General features: G+C 62.0%; 19 protein-coding genes. 5 read left to right on the forward strand and 14 right to left on the reverse strand.

Annotation, left to right across the window (positions count from 1 at the left end; all coding sequences use genetic code 11):
* Positions 1–6: 6 nt before the first annotated feature.
* The 6 genes from J4F42_08435 to J4F42_08460 all read right to left on the reverse strand — a co-directional run bounded on the left by J4F42_08435 (position 7) and on the right by J4F42_08460 (position 4,542).
* On the reverse strand, positions 7–273 hold the full coding sequence (locus J4F42_08435; protein ID MCE2485524.1) for a YlxR family protein: 267 nt from the start codon (positions 271–273) through the stop codon (positions 7–9).
* Positions 270–1,646 (reverse strand): transcription termination/antitermination protein NusA, encoded by a 1,377-nt coding sequence (gene nusA, locus J4F42_08440; protein ID MCE2485525.1) that lies wholly within the window; start codon positions 1,644–1,646, stop codon positions 270–272. The genes J4F42_08435 and nusA overlap by 4 nt, the downstream gene beginning before the upstream one ends.
* 14 nt (positions 1,647–1,660) lie before the next feature.
* Positions 1,661–2,203 (reverse strand): ribosome maturation factor RimP, encoded by a 543-nt coding sequence (locus J4F42_08445; GenBank protein MCE2485526.1) that lies wholly within the window; start codon positions 2,201–2,203, stop codon positions 1,661–1,663.
* Between the two features lie 97 nt (positions 2,204–2,300).
* Positions 2,301–2,786 (reverse strand): transcription elongation factor GreA, encoded by a 486-nt coding sequence (locus J4F42_08450; protein ID MCE2485527.1) that lies wholly within the window; start codon positions 2,784–2,786, stop codon positions 2,301–2,303.
* A 94-nt stretch (positions 2,787–2,880) separates the two neighbouring features.
* Complete coding sequence (locus J4F42_08455) at positions 2,881–4,017, reverse strand: thiolase family protein (protein MCE2485528.1); 1,137 nt, start codon at positions 4,015–4,017, stop codon at positions 2,881–2,883.
* A 63-nt stretch (positions 4,018–4,080) separates the two neighbouring features.
* Positions 4,081–4,542 (reverse strand): OB-fold domain-containing protein, encoded by a 462-nt coding sequence (locus J4F42_08460; GenBank protein MCE2485529.1) that lies wholly within the window; start codon positions 4,540–4,542, stop codon positions 4,081–4,083.
* Positions 4,543–4,741: 199 nt separating this feature from the next.
* Between J4F42_08460 and J4F42_08465 the strand changes: the two genes are divergently transcribed.
* The 4 genes from J4F42_08465 to mazG all read left to right on the forward strand — a co-directional run bounded on the left by J4F42_08465 (position 4,742) and on the right by mazG (position 7,766).
* On the forward strand, positions 4,742–5,452 hold the full coding sequence (locus J4F42_08465; protein ID MCE2485530.1) for a ComF family protein: 711 nt from the start codon (positions 4,742–4,744) through the stop codon (positions 5,450–5,452).
* 16 nt (positions 5,453–5,468) lie between these two features.
* Positions 5,469–6,149, forward strand: coding sequence for a phosphoribosylglycinamide formyltransferase (locus tag J4F42_08470; protein MCE2485531.1), 681 nt, complete (start codon positions 5,469–5,471; stop codon positions 6,147–6,149).
* A gap of 35 nt (positions 6,150–6,184) precedes the next feature.
* Complete coding sequence (gene rnhC, locus J4F42_08475; GenBank protein MCE2485532.1) at positions 6,185–6,820, forward strand: ribonuclease HIII; 636 nt, start codon at positions 6,185–6,187, stop codon at positions 6,818–6,820.
* Between the two features lie 142 nt (positions 6,821–6,962).
* Positions 6,963–7,766: a nucleoside triphosphate pyrophosphohydrolase gene (gene mazG / locus J4F42_08480; GenBank protein ID MCE2485533.1), complete on the forward strand. Its 804-nt coding sequence runs from the start codon at positions 6,963–6,965 to the stop codon at positions 7,764–7,766.
* Here mazG and murJ read toward each other — a convergent pair.
* On the reverse strand, positions 7,725–9,380 hold the full coding sequence (murJ, locus tag J4F42_08485) for a murein biosynthesis integral membrane protein MurJ (GenBank protein ID MCE2485534.1): 1,656 nt from the start codon (positions 9,378–9,380) through the stop codon (positions 7,725–7,727). The genes mazG and murJ overlap by 42 nt on opposite strands.
* 117 nt (positions 9,381–9,497) lie before the next feature.
* Between murJ and rpsT the strand changes: the two genes are divergently transcribed.
* A complete protein-coding gene (gene rpsT, locus J4F42_08490; protein ID MCE2485535.1) occupies positions 9,498–9,749 on the forward strand; it encodes a 30S ribosomal protein S20 in 252 nt (83 codons plus the stop codon).
* Between the two features lie 93 nt (positions 9,750–9,842).
* On the opposite strand, the gene J4F42_08495 is transcribed toward rpsT, so the two are convergent.
* From J4F42_08495 to nrdR, 7 genes are all read right to left on the reverse strand, one after another.
* Entirely contained in the window at positions 9,843–10,409 is a 567-nt protein-coding gene (locus J4F42_08495) for a hypothetical protein (GenBank protein ID MCE2485536.1), read from the reverse strand.
* A 40-nt stretch (positions 10,410–10,449) separates the two neighbouring features.
* A complete protein-coding gene (gene leuS, locus J4F42_08500; protein MCE2485537.1) occupies positions 10,450–13,155 on the reverse strand; it encodes a leucine--tRNA ligase in 2,706 nt (901 codons plus the stop codon).
* Entirely contained in the window at positions 13,121–13,591 is a 471-nt protein-coding gene (nusB, locus tag J4F42_08505; GenBank protein ID MCE2485538.1) for a transcription antitermination factor NusB, read from the reverse strand. The genes leuS and nusB overlap by 35 nt, the downstream gene beginning before the upstream one ends.
* A gap of 19 nt (positions 13,592–13,610) precedes the next feature.
* Entirely contained in the window at positions 13,611–14,078 is a 468-nt protein-coding gene (locus tag J4F42_08510; protein MCE2485539.1) for a 6,7-dimethyl-8-ribityllumazine synthase, read from the reverse strand.
* Between the two features lie 23 nt (positions 14,079–14,101).
* Entirely contained in the window at positions 14,102–15,325 is a 1,224-nt protein-coding gene (gene ribA / locus J4F42_08515) for a GTP cyclohydrolase II (protein ID MCE2485540.1), read from the reverse strand.
* A gap of 115 nt (positions 15,326–15,440) precedes the next feature.
* Positions 15,441–16,559: a bifunctional diaminohydroxyphosphoribosylaminopyrimidine deaminase/5-amino-6-(5-phosphoribosylamino)uracil reductase RibD gene (ribD, locus tag J4F42_08520; GenBank protein MCE2485541.1), complete on the reverse strand. Its 1,119-nt coding sequence runs from the start codon at positions 16,557–16,559 to the stop codon at positions 15,441–15,443.
* 55 nt (positions 16,560–16,614) lie between these two features.
* Positions 16,615–17,139 carry a transcriptional regulator NrdR gene (nrdR, locus tag J4F42_08525; GenBank protein ID MCE2485542.1) on the reverse strand — a complete coding sequence of 175 codons (525 nt, stop codon included), beginning with the start codon at positions 17,137–17,139 and terminating at the stop codon, positions 16,615–16,617.
* Positions 17,140–17,143: the final 4 nt, after the last annotated feature.

Consider the following 17,143-nt stretch of genomic DNA (forward strand, 5'->3'; position numbering starts at 1 on the left):
CTCCGGTCACAGTGTCAGGCTGTTCTCAATCAGGCTGGCGTAGCGTTCTCGGACTTCTCGCGAAACCGTTGTCTTGAGCGAGCGGACAAAGCTTGCACGGGCCTTCCTAAAGGCATCCAGACACGCGCGACGCGGATGGAGATAGGCTCCTCGGCCGGGGCCGGGGCCGGGCTGCAAGAGTCCGTCTTGGCCCAGGGCAAAGCGGAACAGGCGTCCCTGCCGCTCACGCTGCCCACAGCCGACACAGCGACGTAGAGGCTTGGCCCGCTTCATACTTCTTCCGATGCCGCCTGTGCACCGTCTACCCCGGTGGCGGCTTGGCCCACGAGGGCTGACTGGGGGCTGCCCGTCTGCCCCGCTGGCCCGTCTGGCGTGTCGACCGGTTCCTGAGGGTCGGCTTCTGCTGCGGCCTGCTCGTCGACATAGTCCTGGGCGGCCTGGAGGATGGCTTGGGCCTTATCCGCTTCTATGCCCTCCAGTTCGGCCAGGGTGGCCTCATCGGCTTCAGCCACGTCGGCGGCCGATTTATAGCCCTGTTGGTATAAGAGTTCTGCGGTCAGATCGCCAATGCCCGTCATGCCGGTCAACGACTCCAGCGCGCGCGTGCGTTCCAGCTCGATCTCGGATTCTGAGCGGACATCGAGCCGCCAGGCTGTCAAACGAGAAGCCAGACGGACGTTCTGGCCTTTTTTGCCAATGGCCAAGGACAGCTGATCGTCGGGAACGATGATTTCCATCGCGTGGTCATCTTCGTCGAGAATAATCTTGGACACCTTGGCTGGCAAGATGGCTCGGCAGACGTACTCGGCCGGATCGGGTGTCCAGGGTACGATATCGACCCGTTCGCCACGGAGTTCCTGCACGACGGCCTGGACTCGGGTGCCCTTCATGCCCACGCAGGCACCAACCGGGTCGACATCCGGGTCGGTGGAATGGACGGCAATCTTGGCCCGGCTGCCCGGCTCACGGGCCGCCCCTTTGATTTCAATAATCCCTTCGTAGACCTCGGGCGCTTCCTGCTCAAAGAGTTTGATCAGGAAACCGGGATGGGTGCGAGACAGGACAATCTGGGGACCTTTATGGGACATCTCGACATCCAGCACAAAGGCGCGAATGCGGTCTCCCTGCCGATACCGTTCCCAGGGAATCTGTTCTTTTTCGGGCAGGACAGCGTCGGTACGGCCGAGGTTGACGATAATGTTCTTGCGCTCGATACGCTGCACGATGCCGGAGAAGATTTCGCCTTTGCGATCCCGAAATTCGTTGTAGATCAGCTCGCGCTCGGCTTCCCGTACCTTCTGAATCACGCTTTGCTTGGCCACCTGGGCGGCGATCCGGCCGAACGAGGTGGCCGGCAACTTACTGAGCAACTCATCGCCCTCCTGGGCTTCGGGATCCATATTGGCCCGGGCGTCGGCAAGCGTGATCTCGGTTTCCGGGTCGGTCACGGTCTGCACCACGGTCTTGATTTCAAACAGTTCCACCTCACCGATCTCGTGATTGAATTTGGCCTCGATCTGTTTCTGACCAAAGGTGCGTCTGGCGGCGGACAGCATGGCGCTCTCAATGGCTTCAATGATGACCTGACGATCCATGCCTTTTTCTTTGCTGACCTGTTCGATCACCCGATTGAGATCTGGCTGCATGAGTCGTGTTCTCCCTAGTGGGCCGTTTTCCGTCGTCCCACGTGTTTTTTCTTCTGGCCGCCGACCGGAAACTCATAATCGACATGCGCTCTGGCTATCGCCTGCCAGGGAATATGCACTAGGCCAAGCTCTCCGTCCTCAATACTGACCTGACGCTCATCCGTTTCTCTCAGCGGACCGCTAAACGTCCGCTGGCCGTGCCTGACGCTTGTTGTCTGGAGACGAATTCGCTGGCCGAGATAGCGGGTGTAGTGACTCGGGCGGAGCAGCGGGCGGTTAATGCCAGGCGAAGACACCTCAAGCGTATAGCGTCGGGGTATGAGGTCATGGGCGTCGAGCACGTCGCTCAGTTCCCGGTGGATCTGCGTCAAATCGTCAAGCGGAACGCCGTCTTGTCGATCAAGCGTGATGCGGAGTATCCACTGTCTGGCTTCTGATCGAAAGACAACCTCCCAGATTTCACAGCCCGTCGCTTCTACCACCTCGGCCGCGATGCGCTCGACTTGCCGGACAATGTCTCGGTCTCCAGACTGCATCTCCAAAAAAAAAGTGGGCACCAGCCCACTTTCCCTCTTACCCCTGCCCGCACACTAGACGATCTGCGGCGGTTGTGCAAGAGCCGCAGATCGCAAAATTCGTTCTCATAGACGCTCTTCAGCTGTTCAGATCGTTGTTTCTCTCGTGCAGGGTAGTCAGCTCGATGATTTCGTAGATCCGTTTGCCCTGAGGGGTCAACACCTCGGCCTCGTCGTCAACCGATTTATGCAGCAGCGCTTGGCCAATCGGTGAGTGGAGGGAGATCTTGCCGCTGGCAGGATCGACTTCCTCTGGAAAGACGATGCGGTACTCGACAATCTCTCCGCTGTCGATGTCTTCGAGTTTGACTTGGCTCCCATACGCGACCACATCTTTGGGAATGCTCGATAAGTCGTACAGGGACAACTGGCTTATCCGCTCTTCATGTTGAGCAATGCGCGCCCGGACAAAGTCCTGGCGCGCCCGGGCGGCCTCATACTCGGCATTCTCACTCAGATCACCATGGGCGGCCGCCTCCTGGAGATCTTTTGGAATCTTCACGTTCAGCTCGTGGTAGAGTTCTTCGAGCTCTTGTCTGAGCCGTTTTGTAATAGGCAGTTCCATGCGTCGTGCTCCTGCGGCGTGGGATGTGCACAAAGGCAGCAGGGGTTGGTTACACAACCAACCCCTGCCGGAAAAGCGGACCGGGGAGAGAAGATCAGGCGGTGAGAATGTGGACCGTACACGCCGAGCCCAGGCCAATGACGTGGGCCAGACCGGCCTTGGCCCCTTCGACCTGCCGCGCTCCGCCGTTGCCGCGCAGCTGGTTGACCAGCTCATAGATATTGGCCACTCCGGTTGCGCCGAGCGGATGGCCTTTTGACAGCAGTCCGCCGCTGACGTTGACCGGGATTTTGCCGCCCAGGGCGGTCTCACCCTGGTCAATCAACTGACCGGCTTCCCCCTCGCCACACAGACCGAGGTTTTCATAGTGCAGCAGCTCGGCCGTGGCAAAGCAGTCGTGCAGTTCGACCAGATCAAGGTCCTGGGGACCGAGACCGGATTTTTCATAGGCCTGTTTGGCCGCATTTTGGGTCAGGGTGTTGACGTCGGGCATGGTCAGGTCACGGTCGGTATACGGATCGGACGTCAGGACCGAAGCCGCCACCTTGATCGGCTTGGTGGTGAACTGCTTGAGCTTTTCTTCAGAGACCAGAATGGTTGCGGCCGCCCCGTCGCCGGTCGGGCAGCACATATACAGGGTGTTCGGGTAGGCGACCATCCGGGCTTTCATCACGTCGCCCAGAGACACCTCAACCTGGTACTGAGACAGAGGGTTATGGACCGAGTGTTTGTGATTTTTGACCGAGATCTTGGCAAACTGTTCCGCCGTGGTGCCATACTTGCGCATGTGTTCAACCCCGGCCTGGCCAAACACCGCCGGCATCAGACCACTGCCCAGGACGCCCTCGACACTCTCGCCGCCGCTCCGTGCGCCGCCGCCGAGCAGGCCCATTTTGCCCATCTGCTCAACGCCGACCGCCATGGTGACATCGTACATGCCGGAGGCAACGCCGACATAGGCTTCGCGGAAGGCGGTCGAACCGGTCGCGCAGGCGTTGGAGACGTTAAAGACGGGGATGCCGGTCTGCCCGATCTGCTGCAGAATCTTCTGGCCGTTCATGGCGTTGGCCTGAAACAGGTTGCCGCACACGAACATCTCGATATCCTTGATCGACATGCCGGCATCTGTGAGGGCGCCGAGAGCGGCTTCGGCACCGAGCTGGGAAACATCCTTGTCCGGATAGCGACCAAATTTAATCATTCCTACGCCGAGTACGTATACGTCTTTCATGATTGTGCCTCCCTTTCTGCAGCGCGGTGTCGGGTGTGTGGCTCGGCGTATCCGAGCCGATGTTCAATTCTGGCTGGGCTTGAAGAAAAAAGCAATGATATCAATAGTTTCTTCTCCGCCCTGGGCATTTTTCTCTTTGCGTTCGCGGACTTTTCGGGTCACCATTTCAACCGGCATGCCAAACTGGAGCTTGGCCGGGTCGGGCTCAACATCGACCAGATTGCAGCGCACGCTGACTCCCTCGGGCAGGTCAACAATGGCCGATACATACGGCACCGGCACGCCGGGGACCGACTGGTGGACGATGGAGTAGACATACAGGGTGCCGTGGTCGCTGAGTGCGACCTCGCTGAGCGGGTCGGTGGCCGTACATTTACTACAGCCCACCCGACCGGCCCCGATGAAGTGGGCGCCGCACGCGGTGCAGCGGTAGCCGACCAGATAGGGTTTTGTATCGGGGGAGGTCGGCAAGCGCAGCATGGGGGCGATTGCCCGTTGTGTATTGTCTGTTGCTTCTGCCGCCATAACCAGATCTCCTTCCGTGAGCCTGTGGTGTGTCTCCAAACTTTCGCCGCCACCAATACCTGAGCACAGCCCCGAAAACAAGCCCTCAGCCTGAGTTCAGCCGGGGAGGGAGAGCGGGTCCGAGCCTTGCTTGTCCGGCCGCAGGCGGTATACAAGCCCCTGCATGAGAGCCCGCGACATAGTGCGCTCCATCAGGCGTGTGGCCGTCTCCTTTCTCTACCCCCACCGTTGTCTCGGGTGTGAGGTGCTGCTTGATGACGGGCGGTTTTTCTGTCCGGCGTGTTCCAGGGCGGTCGAGCCGATCATTGCGCCGTTCTGTCAACGCTGCGGCCTGCCGTTTGGCGCAGGTTCGCTGCCCGTGTGTAGCCGCTGTTTTCGGCGCCAACCCGCCTTTCGCCAGGCGCGGGCGTGGGCCTATTACGACAGCCCGGGAAAAAGCATCCAGCCGCTCAGTGCGGCGATTCAGCGCTGTAAATATCAACGCCGGCTGGATAATGGCGCGGCCTTGGCCGAGCTGGCGGCCGAGCACTGCAGGCTGGCCGCCGGGGGCTATGACTGGATTCTGCCCGTTCCGCTGCACATCGACCGTTTGCGCTGGCGGGGTTTCAACCAGTCCCTCCTGCTGGCCCGGGCGATTGGCGAGCGACACAAGATTTGGGTTGAGCCGTTTGTGCTCCAGCGCATCAGGCCGACCCTGCCCCAGACCCAGCTCACCCAACCCCGGCGCCGGGCCAATGTGCGGGGCGCGTTTGCCGTGTCCGACCCGGAAGGTCTGCGCGGCAAACACCTGCTGCTGGTTGACGACGTGTATACCTCGGGTGCCACGGTTGAGGAGTGCGCTCGGACGCTGTATCAGGGGGGAGCACGGACCGTCGATGTCTTTACCCTGACACGGGCGGTTGTGCGTTAGCGTGGAGCAGAATGATATGCGGGCCGGACAGAATCCTCTGCCGCTGGGCGTGCTCATTTCAGGTGGAGGCACGAATCTGCAAGCGATTATCGACGCGATTGCGGACGGCCAGCTGCCGGCCGAGATTCGGCTGGTGGTGAGCAACCGCCACGACGCCTACGGCCTCAGCCGGGCCGAGCGGCACGGCATACCGAGCGCGGTGTTGCCGCATCGCGGCTACCCGTCACGTCGGGCGTTTGAGGCTGCGCTGATAAGCACCCTGCGCGAGCGGGGGGTTAATCTGGTCGTGCTGGCCGGTTTCATGCGATTGCTGTCACCCTTTTTCATTCGCGCTTTTCCTCAACGCATCGTGAACATTCATCCCGGCCTTCTGCCGGCCTTTCCCGGGCTGCACGCCCAGCGCCAGGCCCTCGAACGTGGAGTCCGGATTGCCGGAGCCACCGTCCATTTTGTGGATGAAGAGATGGACCATGGCCCGATTATCTGCCAGGCTGCGGTGCCGGTGTATCCTGACGATACGGAGGACAGCCTGAGCGCGCGCATTCTGACCCAGGAACACCGGATCTATCCGCATGCGATTCGGCTGTTTGCCGAAGGCCGCCTGGAAGTTCGGGGTCGTTCCGTTGTGGTCCGTGACGAAGTGTGCCTCTCGGACGGGTTGTTGGCGGTTCCTGAGCCGAAAGGCGAACGAGGATGACTTCCTCATCGGGAAGAACTCATCGCTCATCTTCGATGGCGGCTGGGCTTGGACACCTCGGTCTTGACGAGTCGGGAAAGGGCGACTACTTCGGTCCGCTGGTCATTGCCGGCGTGCATGTCTCGCCCGAACTGGAAGGACCACTGCGGGACGCCGGGGTCCGGGACAGCAAGAGCCTCTCCGACACGCGGGCCGGTGCCTTATCGCGGCACATTCGACAGTCCTGCCCACATGACATCGTGGTGATCGGACCCGAACGCTACAACAGAATGTATGCGTCCTTCAACAATCTCAACAAGCTTCTGGCGTGGGGCCATGCCCGAGCAATCGAGAATCTGCTTGAGCAGGTGGCGTGTGAGCAGGTGGTCGTCGACCAGTTTGGCGCCGCGCGTTTTCTCAACACGGCGCTGATGGACAAAGGCCGCCGGGCTCAGGTCGTTCAGAAACCCCGGGCCGAGGTCGAGGTCGCTGTGGCCGCGGCGTCGATTGTGGCCCGGGCGGAATTTCTGCACCGCTTGCAGGACTTGAGCCGTGAGTACGGCATGAACCTGCCCAAAGGGGCCAGCGTAGTCATTGCGGCTGGGAAAGAATTTGTACGTAAGCACGGCCCGGACGCCCTCGGCCGGGTGGCCAAACTGCATTTTCGGACCACCGAGAAGATCCTGCGTTGAATGCATCACCGCTTTGGCGTACCCGTCCGTCTGCGAGAACCGACGACTTCGCCCTGTCTGTTGTACGCAGCTGGTCTGCCGTCCCTACTGCCCCCGGTCTCTGCCCTTGCTTGCCGTTCACTTTTCCTCTATCCCGACTGCCATGGCACACGAAACACACCCCGCCTTCGCCCGTCTGGTCGAGATCATGGCCCGTCTGCGCAGCCCCGGGGGATGTCCCTGGGACCGGGAGCAGACGCCGGATTCCTTAACCCCCTATCTGCTCGAAGAAACCTACGAAGTCCTGGAAGCTTTGGAGGACAGGAACTGGCCGGAATTCAAGGAAGAACTCGGTGACCTACTGCTCCAGATTGTGTTTCATGCCCAGCTGATGGCCGAGAGCGACAGGTTCAGCATTGACGATGTGGCTCAGGCGATCAGCGATAAGCTGGTCCGCCGTCACCCCCATGTCTTTGGTGATACCCAGGTCAAAGATGCCCGCGAGGTGGCCCAGAATTGGGTCAAGATCAAGGAGCAGGAGAAAAAGGGGAAAGCCGACCAGTCGGTTTTGGCCGGCGTGCCCAAGGCCGCCCCGGCCCTGATTCAGGCCCAGCGTCTGGGTGAGAAGGCCTCACGGGTGGGTTTTGACTGGACATCGGCGGCTGCGGTGTTTGAGAAAGTCCGTGAAGAGGTGGATGAGTTGGCCGAGACGCTCCAGGCTCCCGACCGTAGTCCAGACCCCGACCGTCAGGAACACGAGCTGGGCGATCTGCTGTTTGTCCTGACCAGCCTGGCCCGCCATCTCGACCTGGATGCCGAGTCGGCATTGCGTCGGGCCAGTACCCGCTTCGGTCGGCGCTTTCGGTATATCGAGACCCAACTGGCCGACAATGCCGAAGACATCCACACCGCTCCGCTGGAACGCCTAGAAGCGCTGTGGCAGGCGGCCAAGCAGACGCTCGGGTAGCAGGCCGAGCAGGGCTGCCAGGTCTGATTTCCTGCCCCACCACATCAGCCCGCCGAAGCTGACCACGCCCACACCGATGGCCGCCAACAATACGGCCAGGCGTCCGAACACCGACCCGTCCGGGTCGAGCCATTGCATCTGCCCGGCCACCAGCCACACCGGTCCAGCCATTACGGCTGCGGCGAGCAGGCTCCAGGCCAGCGAGGCCAGACAAGGAGACCATGGAAATTGGGGCAGACGACGGAATACGACGACGGCCAACAGCAGCATATTGACCACCATGGCCAAGGAGGAGGCCAGCCCGAGCCCGACCAGGCCATAGTCGCAGACGGCCAGCGCGGCACTCAGGCGGCCAAAGAACCGGGCCAAGCCGGAGGCGTCGGGAGCGACGCTGAGACTGCCCATCAGCACCAGACTGAGGCCGACATGGACCACCAGACTCAGCCCGGCGGTCCGTACCGGCGTACGGGTATCGCCGAGAGCGTATAAACACGAAACCAGCAGGCGACTGACGGCAATCGGCCACAGACCAAGGACAAATGCCTGGAGTACGCCGGCCGTGTGCACGACCTGGTCGGCCGGGAAGGCGCCCCGAAAGAAGAGGCTGGCGGTAACCGGAACGGCCAGCACCAGCAGTCCCAGGCTTGTCGGTACGACAATGGTATTGGTGATCCGCAGGGCGAAGCCGAGGCTTTCTGCCAGGCCGACCAAGTCGCTCCGCTGAGCCTGGGCGGCCAGGCTCGGCAGTGTAGCGCTGGCCAGGGCGGCTACAAGAATCCCCTGGGGAAACTCGAACAGCCGGCTGGCATACCACAGCACGGAGACGCCGCCGGCACCGAGGAGAGACGCCAGCACAGTATTCACCACCAGACCGAGCTGATAGACCGCCGCTCCGAATACGACCGGAACCAGCAGGCCCCCAATCCGTATCACAGCCGGATGACGTGGCCGCCACTGGGGGCGGACCAGCAGCCCCAAACGGCCCAGGGTCGGGACCTGCCAGGCGACTTGCAGCACGCCGCCGAGCGCGACGCCGTAGGCCAGGCTGAAGATCGGTTCGGCCAGGAAGCGCGAGACTCCCAAGGCACAGCCGATGATGGCCATATTCAACAGCACCGGGGCAAAGGCCGGGGCGCTGAAATGCCGCCGGGTGTGGCACACCCCGGTCGCCAGGGCGAGCAGCCCGACCCAGAACAGATAGACAAAGGTGAGCTCGGTCAGGGCAACCGCCAGGACCAACGTGTCCGGGTCAAAGCCTGGGGCAAAAAGGCGGACCAGGGGGGCGGCACACACGATCCCGAGTCCGGTCAGCAGCAGCAAGACCCCGCTCGTGACCCCGAACACGGCGCGCAGCATGTCTTGGGTTTCGGCCCGGGAGTGATGGACCACATACTCGGTGACAACCGGGATGATGGCGGCGTTGCTGGCCCCTTCGCCGACCAGGCGGCGCAACAGGTTGGGGATGCGAAAGGCGACAAAAAAGGCATCGGTGGCCGCGCCGGCTCCGAACAGGCCGGCGATGAGCATGTCGCGGATCAGCCCTGTCACTCGGCTGAGCAGGGTCAGGAGACCGATCTGGCCTGCGGCCCGGACTATCCTGCGCTCCTCCCTCACCACCACCTCTGGGCGGGCCGGCTGCGGGTGGGCCGGCCCTCATCGTGCGGCTGACATTGCTCGCCGGCGTGGTCCATGATAGGAAGTGCCCGCTGTACACGGAAAGGAGGGCGTCCTGTGCCTTTTGCCGAGAAAAAACGATTTATCCAGAGCGAAGCCCGCCGCATTCGGAATCACGCCGCCAAATCCCGGGTCAAGACCGTCATGAAGAGAGTCACGAGCGCTCTTGAGTCTGATGATCCGGGTGCGGTTGACACTCAGCTGCGCGACGCGATGAGCGCGCTCCACAAAGCGGGCAGAAAGAAAATTCTGCACCCCAATACCGCCGCCCGGCGGATTGCCCGGCTGTCGAAAATGGTCCAGAGATGAACGACGGTCTCTTGAGGCGGCGGTCAGCATCGTTCTCCTCTGCGGGAGCCTGCCGCCACCCCGCCTCCCGAGTCGCAGAGACCTGGGTCTCGCCTAAAAATCTTCTCCCAAACGAAAATACGCTTCCTGGGCGGCTTCTCTGACCAGACGCTCCAGGGACAGCCGGCGTTGGGTTTCCGAAAACTGGATATCGGTAAAGCTCGACAGATCCCGGGGGTCGAGCGTCCCCTGCAGAAAATCCGGGCTGGTGGTCACTGCCACCTGGGGCACCGAACTGCTGTCTTCGACCACCCGAATATTCTCCGCCTGCCACAAGACCTCACCGCTGTCCCGGTGGGTGAGCCGCATGTCAAAGCTCAGGGCCGCCTGATACTCCAAGACCTGGTCGCGGCGATCAAAGGTCTGCGCTCGAAAAGAAACCTCGTTCAGGCTGACGTGCAGAATGCCCTCGCCGCGGTCGGACACCTGTAGCCCGCCGTAGATGCGAAATTCTCGCTCAAAGGCCCAGCGCAGTTCTTGCTCGACCCCGGCTTCCGGAGTGTGATTTTCAAACTCGGCAAAGCTGATCGTGGTCACCGCCTGGGGGAGACTGGGGACGCCGGCCAGGCGATACCCGCAGCCGGCCAGCCCCAACAGGCTGGTGATCACAAGCCAGGCCACAGGCCGGCTCATCCGCCGAGTGTCGCCCGTGGACTTCACTTTATGACACCACAAAATTGACCATCCGTCCGGGCACGACGATCTCGCGGCGGAGGGTTTTGCCCGCAAGATACTCCTGGACCTTCTCGTGTTCCCGCGCCCTGGCCAGCAGGGTCGCCTGATCGGCATCGGCCGGGATATCGATTTTTGCCCGCAGCTTGCCGTTAATCTGAACGGGAATCGTCCGGGTGTCCTCACGGAGCAGGGCCGGATCGTAGTCCGGCCAGGCGACATAGGCCAGGCTGTCGGTGTGGCCGAGCCGCTGCCAGAGTTCTTCGGCCAGGTGGGGGGCGAACGGGGACAGCAACAAGACCAGCTGCTCGACCAGGGGCTGGGGCAGTTGCTCGGCTTTGTGAGCCTCATTGACCAGGACCATCAGCGTGCTCAGCGCCGTATGAAAGCGCAAGCCATCGATATCTTCCGTCACCTTTTGGATCGTTTTGTGGAGCAGGCGGGTCAGATTCGCCTGCGGATCGAGCGGCCGGTCCACAATCTGGGGCCGCACCGCTCCGGCCTCGTCAATGAGCAAAGACCAGCTCCGACCCAGGAAACGCGAGACCCCGGCGACTGAGCGGGTATTCCACGGTTTGACCTGCTCCAGGGGACCCATGAACATCTCGTAACAGCGCAGGGCATCCGCCCCATACTCGGCAATCACGTCGTCGGGATTGACGACATTGCCCCGCGACTTTGACATTTTGTCGGTTTGGGGCTCAAGCTCAATGTCCTGGTTGTGGGGATGGTACGGGGTTTCCTCGCGCCAGACCACCTCATTGACCGGCACATACTTGACCGATGCGCTGATGTCTGGATTCGAACTCAGGCCATAGGTCTCTTCCCCGTTCGCGTCGAGCTTGTGGACCTCCCGATAGCTGTAGCGTTGTCCGTCGCCATCCTCGTAATAGCGGTAGCTGAAGCCCAGAATCATGCCCTGATTGACTAGGCGCTGGAACGGCTCGGGGGTGGAGACCACGCCGCAGTCGTATAAAACGTGATGCCAGAATCGGGCGTACAGCAGGTGCAGCACCGCGTGCTCGACACCTCCGACATAGAGGTCGACCGGCATCCAGTAGCGCTCTTTTTCCGGGTCGCACAGCCGGTCGGCATTATGCGGGTCAAGATAGCGCAGATAATACCAACAGCTGCCCGCCCATTGGGGCATGGTGTTGGTCTCACGCAGGGCGGGTTTGCCGCTTGCGGGGTCCTGGGTTTCGACCCACTGCCGGGCTGCCGCCAGGGGTGGTTCGCCGGTGCCGGTGGGCCGAAAACTTTCCACCTCGGGCAACAACACCGGCAAATCCTGGGGGGCGAGCGGTGTGGGCTCACCATCGACGTGCAGGATCGGAAACGGTTCACCCCAGTAGCGCTGGCGGCTGAACAGCCAGTCACGCAATTTATACGTTACCGTCCCTTCGCCGTGGCCGTGCTGCTCCAGCCAGGCGGTCATCCTGGTCTTGGCGTCGGCAATATCCAGGCCGTCAAGAAAGCCCGAGTTGACGTGCGGGCCGTCTCCGACATACGCCTCGGTGTCCATGTCGCCGCCCTGGACGACCTCAATAATCGGGATGTCGAACCGCCTGGCGAACTCCCAGTCGCGCTGGTCGCCGCCCGGGACGGCCATGATGGCTCCTGTCCCATAGCTCATCAGCACATAGTCGGCGATCCAGATCGGAATGGCCTGGCCGTTGACCGGATTGCACGCATACGCGCCGGTGGCCACGCCCGTTTTTTCCTTGACCAGATCGGTCCGGGCGAGGTCTGATTTGCGGGCCGCCTCGCGCCGGTAGGCCTCGACCGCAGCGCGTCGGTCGGGTGTCGTGCTGGCCTCAACCAGCGGGTGTTCCGGGGCCAGGACACAATAGGTCGCGCCAAACAAGGTGTCTGGCCGAGTGGTAAAGACGTCAAAAAATGTGTCGTGTCCGGCCGGCAGGTCGGCGCGCGGCGTCCCGTCCGGCTGACACAGCGCGAAGCGGATACGGGCACCCTCGCTCCGGCCGATCCAGTTACGCTGCATTTCTTTGACGTTATCCGGCCAGTCGAGCTGGTCCAGACCGGCCAACAGGCGCTCGGCATAGGCGGTGATGCGCAGCATCCACTGCCGCATCGGACGCCGGATCACCTCATGTCCGCCCCGCTCGCTCTTGCCGTCCACGACTTCTTCATTGGCCAGTACCGTCCCCAGCGCGGGGCACCAGTTGACGGGCACTTCGGCGATATAGGCCAGACCACGTTCGTACAGCTTGAGAAAAATCCACTGGGTCCAGCGGTAGTAGCCCGGATCGCAGGTCGCGATCTCGCGGTCCCAGTCATACGAGAAGCCAAGGGCCTGAATCTGACGCCGGAAGGTGTCAATATTGCGCTGGGTGGTCTGGCGCGGATGGGTTCCGGTTTCAATGGCGTACTGCTCGGCGGGTAGCCCGAACGCGTCCCAGCCCATCGGATGCAAGACGTTAAAGCCGCGCATCCGCTTGTAGCGGGCCAGAATATCGGTCGCCGTGTAGCCCTCCGGGTGGCCGACATGCAGCCCTGAGCCGCTGGGATAGGGAAACATGTCCATGATGTAGTACTTGGGCTTGTCGGGGTCGATGTCGGCCCGAAACGTCTTGTTGTCGAGCCAGAAACGCTGCCACTTTGGCTCGATCTCTTCGGGCCGATAGCGGACCCGGCCGCCTTTACTTTGATCGGTCTGAGGGTTGGCTTGACTCATGACGGTCTGCTTTCTTCCCTACCAGCGTGGCGATCCGATCCAGCACGCCGTTGATGAAGGTCGGCGCCTCATCGCTGCAATAGCGGCGCGCAATTTCAATCGCCTCGTTAATCGTCACCCCGGCCGATAGCTCGGGAGAGCACAGCAACTCGTACGCACCCAGGCGCAGCAAGTTCCAGTCAACCTTGGGCAAGCGCCCCAGCCGCCAGTGTTCCGCAGCCTCGGCGATCAGCCCGTCCAGACGCTCGCGTTCCCGCCACGCTCCTTCCACCAGCTCGGTCGTAAACTCCCGCGTGCGCGCTCCGGGTTGGAAGTTTTGCCAGAACATGGCCAGGGCCTGGCGCGGCTCGGTATCGGTCATCTCAAGCTGGTACAGCACTTGCAGGGCGAACTCTCGGCCCTGCCGTCGGGAGCCGTGGGGGTGGTGGGATGGCATCGGGGTGTGGACGGGCGGGTCAGCCCAGTTCTTTCAGGGTATTCACCATCTCGATTGCCGCAGCTGCGGCCTCGGCACCCTTATTGCCCAGTTTGGCTCCGGCTCGGTCGAGCGCCTGCTCGACCGAGTCGGTCGTCAACACCCCAAAGGTGATCGGCAGTCCGTGGGCGAGCATGATTTCTTTAATTCCCTGGGTCATGGCCGCAGCAATATAATCGAAATGCGGCGTCTCACCCTTGATGACGGCACCCAGACAGATGAGCGCGTCGTAGCGACCGCTGGCGGCCAGCTTCTTGGCAAACAGGGGAATGTCGTAGGCACCGGGCACGAGCACGACGTCAATCGCCTCGGGGCTGACGCCGTGGCGGCACAGGGTATCGAGCGCCCCGGATTGAAGCCGCTCAGTCACCAGACCGTTGAACTGCGACACAACCAAGCCATAGCGCTGGCCGCCTGCGTCCATGTTGCCCTGGATAATGCGTACCATACCTCGCCTACTCTTTCGCCTTCTCACAGCAGGGGTTTGAGTTCGCTGAACAGATGGCCCAGTTTTTCTTTCTTGACCCGCAGGTAGCGAATATTGCCCTCATGCGGCGGGGTTTCAATCGCCCGCCGTTCCGCCACCTTGATCCCGTAGCCCTCCAGGCCGCTGATTTTTTGCGGGTTGTTGGTCAACAGACGCACCTCCGAAATATGCAGGTCGTGCAGGATCTGGGCTCCGATCCCATAGTCGCGCAAGTCTTCTTCAAACCCGAGGTGGAGGTTGGCCTCGACCGTATCAAAGCCCTGGTCTTGGAGCGCGTAGGCCCGGATTTTATTGGCCAGACCAATGCCCCGACCCTCCTGGTGCAGGTACAGGATAACGCCTTTGCCCTCTTTGGCAATATCGGTCATGGCTTGGCGCAGCTGCTCGCCGCAGTCACACCGCTCCGAACCAAACACGTCGCCGGTCAAGCACTGGGAGTGAACCCGGACCGAGACCAGGTCGCGCGGATGAATTTTCCCTTTGACCAGGGCGATGTGTTCATGGGCGTCAATATCGGTCCGGTAGGCAATAGCATGAAACTTGCCGCCGAACGGGCTGGCGACATCCGCCTCGGCGACCCGGTGGACGAGCGACTCGGTCCGCAGGCGATAGGCCATCAGGTTGGACAGGCAAACGATCTTGAGCTGGTATTGATCGGCCAGGGCTTCGAGATCGGCCTCGCTGGCCAGGTCGCCGTCTTCGCCCAGAATCGTACACAGGGTTGCGGCCGGGGTTAAGCGGCTCAGGCGGGTCAAATCGACCGCTCCTTCAGACAGACCGGGGCGGGCCAGCACCCCGCCGCGGCGAGCCAGCAGGGGATGGACGTGGCCGGGCATGACAATGTCGTCAGGACCGGCCTTGGGTTTTATCGCGGTGGTAATCGTGACCGCGCGATCATAGGCGGAGATCCCGGTGGTGACGCCTTTACGGGCTTCGATAGAGGCACCAAACAGGCGCTGGTGGTTCAGCGCCGGTCCCGAGCCGAGCATCGGGATGCCGAGTTGGCGGATCTTTTCTTCGGTCAGGGCCAGACACACCAGACCTCGCCCGTGGGTGGCCATGAAATTCACCGCCTCCGGGGTGGTTTTGTCGGCGGCGATACACAGATTTGCCTCACCATGTACTTCGTCGTCATCCACCAGGATGATCATCTTGCCCTTGCGCAGGTCGGCGATAACTTTCTCAACTGGTGCGACCGGTAGTGGCATAGACCCTCCCTCTTGTTTTCAAAGTGAAGGCTGATCTCTTGTCGTTAATCCAGTATCAGCAGTCACTTTGCCAAAGTAAAGGCTGATCTCTTCCCATCAATTCGGTTATCAGCCTTCACTTTGTCCCCCGTTGGGCTGCCGCCCAGTCAATGTAGGCACTCACCACCACATCGTCTCCCCGCTGACTGACCTCTATGGTGTGGAGCTTGTGCCCGGCGGCAATCCGGCTGATGCCAAGCGTTCCGATCATGGCGCGTCCATCGCCGCCGAGCAAGATGGGTCCGTAAAAAAAGAGGACTTTGTCAACCAGTCGCTCGCGCAGGGCCGTGGCCGCCACCTGACCCCCACCCTCGATGAGTACGTGCTTGAGCCCGCGGCATGCCAACTCCTGGAGCAGTCGGGCGAGCGAGACCCGGCCCTTGGCCGCAGCCAGGGACAAGACCTCGACATTGGGCCGCTCGAACACGTGCCGCCGCTTTGCTCCGGCCCGGGTCGTGGCGATCAACGTGGGTGCCTGCGAGGCTTGGGTGTAGATGCGAGCCTGGGGACTGATCGACAGGCGGCTGTCCAGGACGACCCGTACCGGGTCACGGCCGCCCCGAATGCGGCACGTCAGTTGTGGGTCATCGCTCCGCACGGTCTCGGCCCCGACCAGCACGGCATCGACTCGATTCCTGAGCTGGTGTACCAGCCGCCGCGAGGCGGGACCGCTGATCCAGCGAGAGTCGCCCGTCGCGGTGGCAATCCGTCCGTCCAAGGACGCGGCCAGCTTGAGCGTGACCATCGGCCGACCGGTCCGGATGAAAATACGGAAATCCTCGTTCAGCCGCTCACACGCCTGTCTCAAGACCCCGGTCTTGGTCTGAATTCCGGCCCGCCGCAAGCGACGCAGCCCGCGTCCGGCAACCAGCGGATTGGGATCGCGGGTACCGACCACCACCCGTTGAATGCCGGCCTGTATCACTGCATCGGCACACGGCGGGGTGCGGCCGTGGTGAGAGCAGGGTTCGAGATTGACGTACAGGGTGGCGCCGGCGGCGGAGTCTTTCAGGCTGCGCAGGGCTTCGATTTCGGCGTGCGGCCGGCCCGCCTTGCGGTGAAACCCCTCGCCGATGACGCGCCCCTCGCGAACGACGACCGCCCCGACCGCAGGGTTGGGGCTGGTCCGCCCCAGACCCCGGGCAGCGAGTTCCAGGGCTCGCTGCATATAGACGGCGTCGGAAGTGTGGTTCATCCTGTCTGCCTCACCCAAGGGTGAGGGCGGATCTCTGTGTCACAGGTGATGGACGTCATGGGGTGCGGGTGGGTGACGGCTTTTTCTTGCGGGCGCGGGACCGATCCGGTTTGGGATCACTCTGGCTGCGCTCTCGGATCAGGATTTTGAGTTCATTCATGAACGCGTCCAGATCCTGGAATGAGCGATACACTGACGCAAAGCGGACATAGGCCACTTTATCCAGATCGTACAGCTGGCGCATGACCTCTTCACCGACCCGCGCACTCCTCAGCTCTTTCTCTCCGGAGCCCTGCAGGGAACGCTCGATACGGTCGGCAATGTCTTCAATCGTCTCAATGCTGATCGGTCGCTTCTCGCACGCCTTGGACAGGCCCGCAACCACTTTCTGGCGACTGTAGGCTTCTCGGCGGCCGTCTTTCTTGACGACCAGGGGCAGAATTTCCTCCACCCGCTCATAGGTCGTAAAACGGCGTTCGCATCCCTCGCACTCGCGTCGGCGCCTGATGACGTCGCCGTCTCGACTCAGTCGTGAGTCGATGACACGGTTGTCCTGGTGCGAGCAAAAGGGGCACTTCATAACG

Source organism: Desulfurellaceae bacterium (assembly GCA_021296095.1).
In the GTDB taxonomy this organism is placed as follows: Bacteria; Desulfobacterota; Binatia; order Bin18; family Bin18; genus JAAXHF01.

Excerpts from the sequence above, each read along its gene's own strand:
- J4F42_08435 (MCE2485524.1), bottom strand. The coding sequence starts at position 273 with ATGAAGCGGGCCAAGCCTCTACGTCGCTGTGTCGGCTGTGGGCAGCGT.
- nusA (MCE2485525.1), bottom strand. The coding sequence starts at position 1,646 with ATGCAGCCAGATCTCAATCGGGTGATCGAACAGGTCAGCAAAGAAAAA.
- J4F42_08450 (MCE2485527.1), bottom strand. The coding sequence starts at position 2,786 with ATGGAACTGCCTATTACAAAACGGCTCAGACAAGAGCTCGAAGAACTC.
- J4F42_08455 (MCE2485528.1), bottom strand. The coding sequence starts at position 4,017 with ATGAAAGACGTATACGTACTCGGCGTAGGAATGATTAAATTTGGTCGC.
- J4F42_08460 (MCE2485529.1), bottom strand. The coding sequence starts at position 4,542 with ATGGCGGCAGAAGCAACAGACAATACACAACGGGCAATCGCCCCCATG.
- J4F42_08470 (MCE2485531.1), top strand. The coding sequence starts at position 5,469 with ATGCGGGCCGGACAGAATCCTCTGCCGCTGGGCGTGCTCATTTCAGGT.
- rnhC (MCE2485532.1), top strand. The coding sequence starts at position 6,185 with ATGGCGGCTGGGCTTGGACACCTCGGTCTTGACGAGTCGGGAAAGGGC.
- mazG (MCE2485533.1), top strand. The coding sequence starts at position 6,963 with ATGGCACACGAAACACACCCCGCCTTCGCCCGTCTGGTCGAGATCATG.
- leuS (MCE2485537.1), bottom strand. The coding sequence starts at position 13,155 with ATGAGTCAAGCCAACCCTCAGACCGATCAAAGTAAAGGCGGCCGGGTC.
- nusB (MCE2485538.1), bottom strand. The coding sequence starts at position 13,591 with ATGCCATCCCACCACCCCCACGGCTCCCGACGGCAGGGCCGAGAGTTC.
- J4F42_08510 (MCE2485539.1), bottom strand. The coding sequence starts at position 14,078 with ATGGTACGCATTATCCAGGGCAACATGGACGCAGGCGGCCAGCGCTAT.
- ribA (MCE2485540.1), bottom strand. The coding sequence starts at position 15,325 with ATGCCACTACCGGTCGCACCAGTTGAGAAAGTTATCGCCGACCTGCGC.
- ribD (MCE2485541.1), bottom strand. The coding sequence starts at position 16,559 with ATGAACCACACTTCCGACGCCGTCTATATGCAGCGAGCCCTGGAACTC.
- nrdR (MCE2485542.1), bottom strand. The coding sequence starts at position 17,139 with ATGAAGTGCCCCTTTTGCTCGCACCAGGACAACCGTGTCATCGACTCA.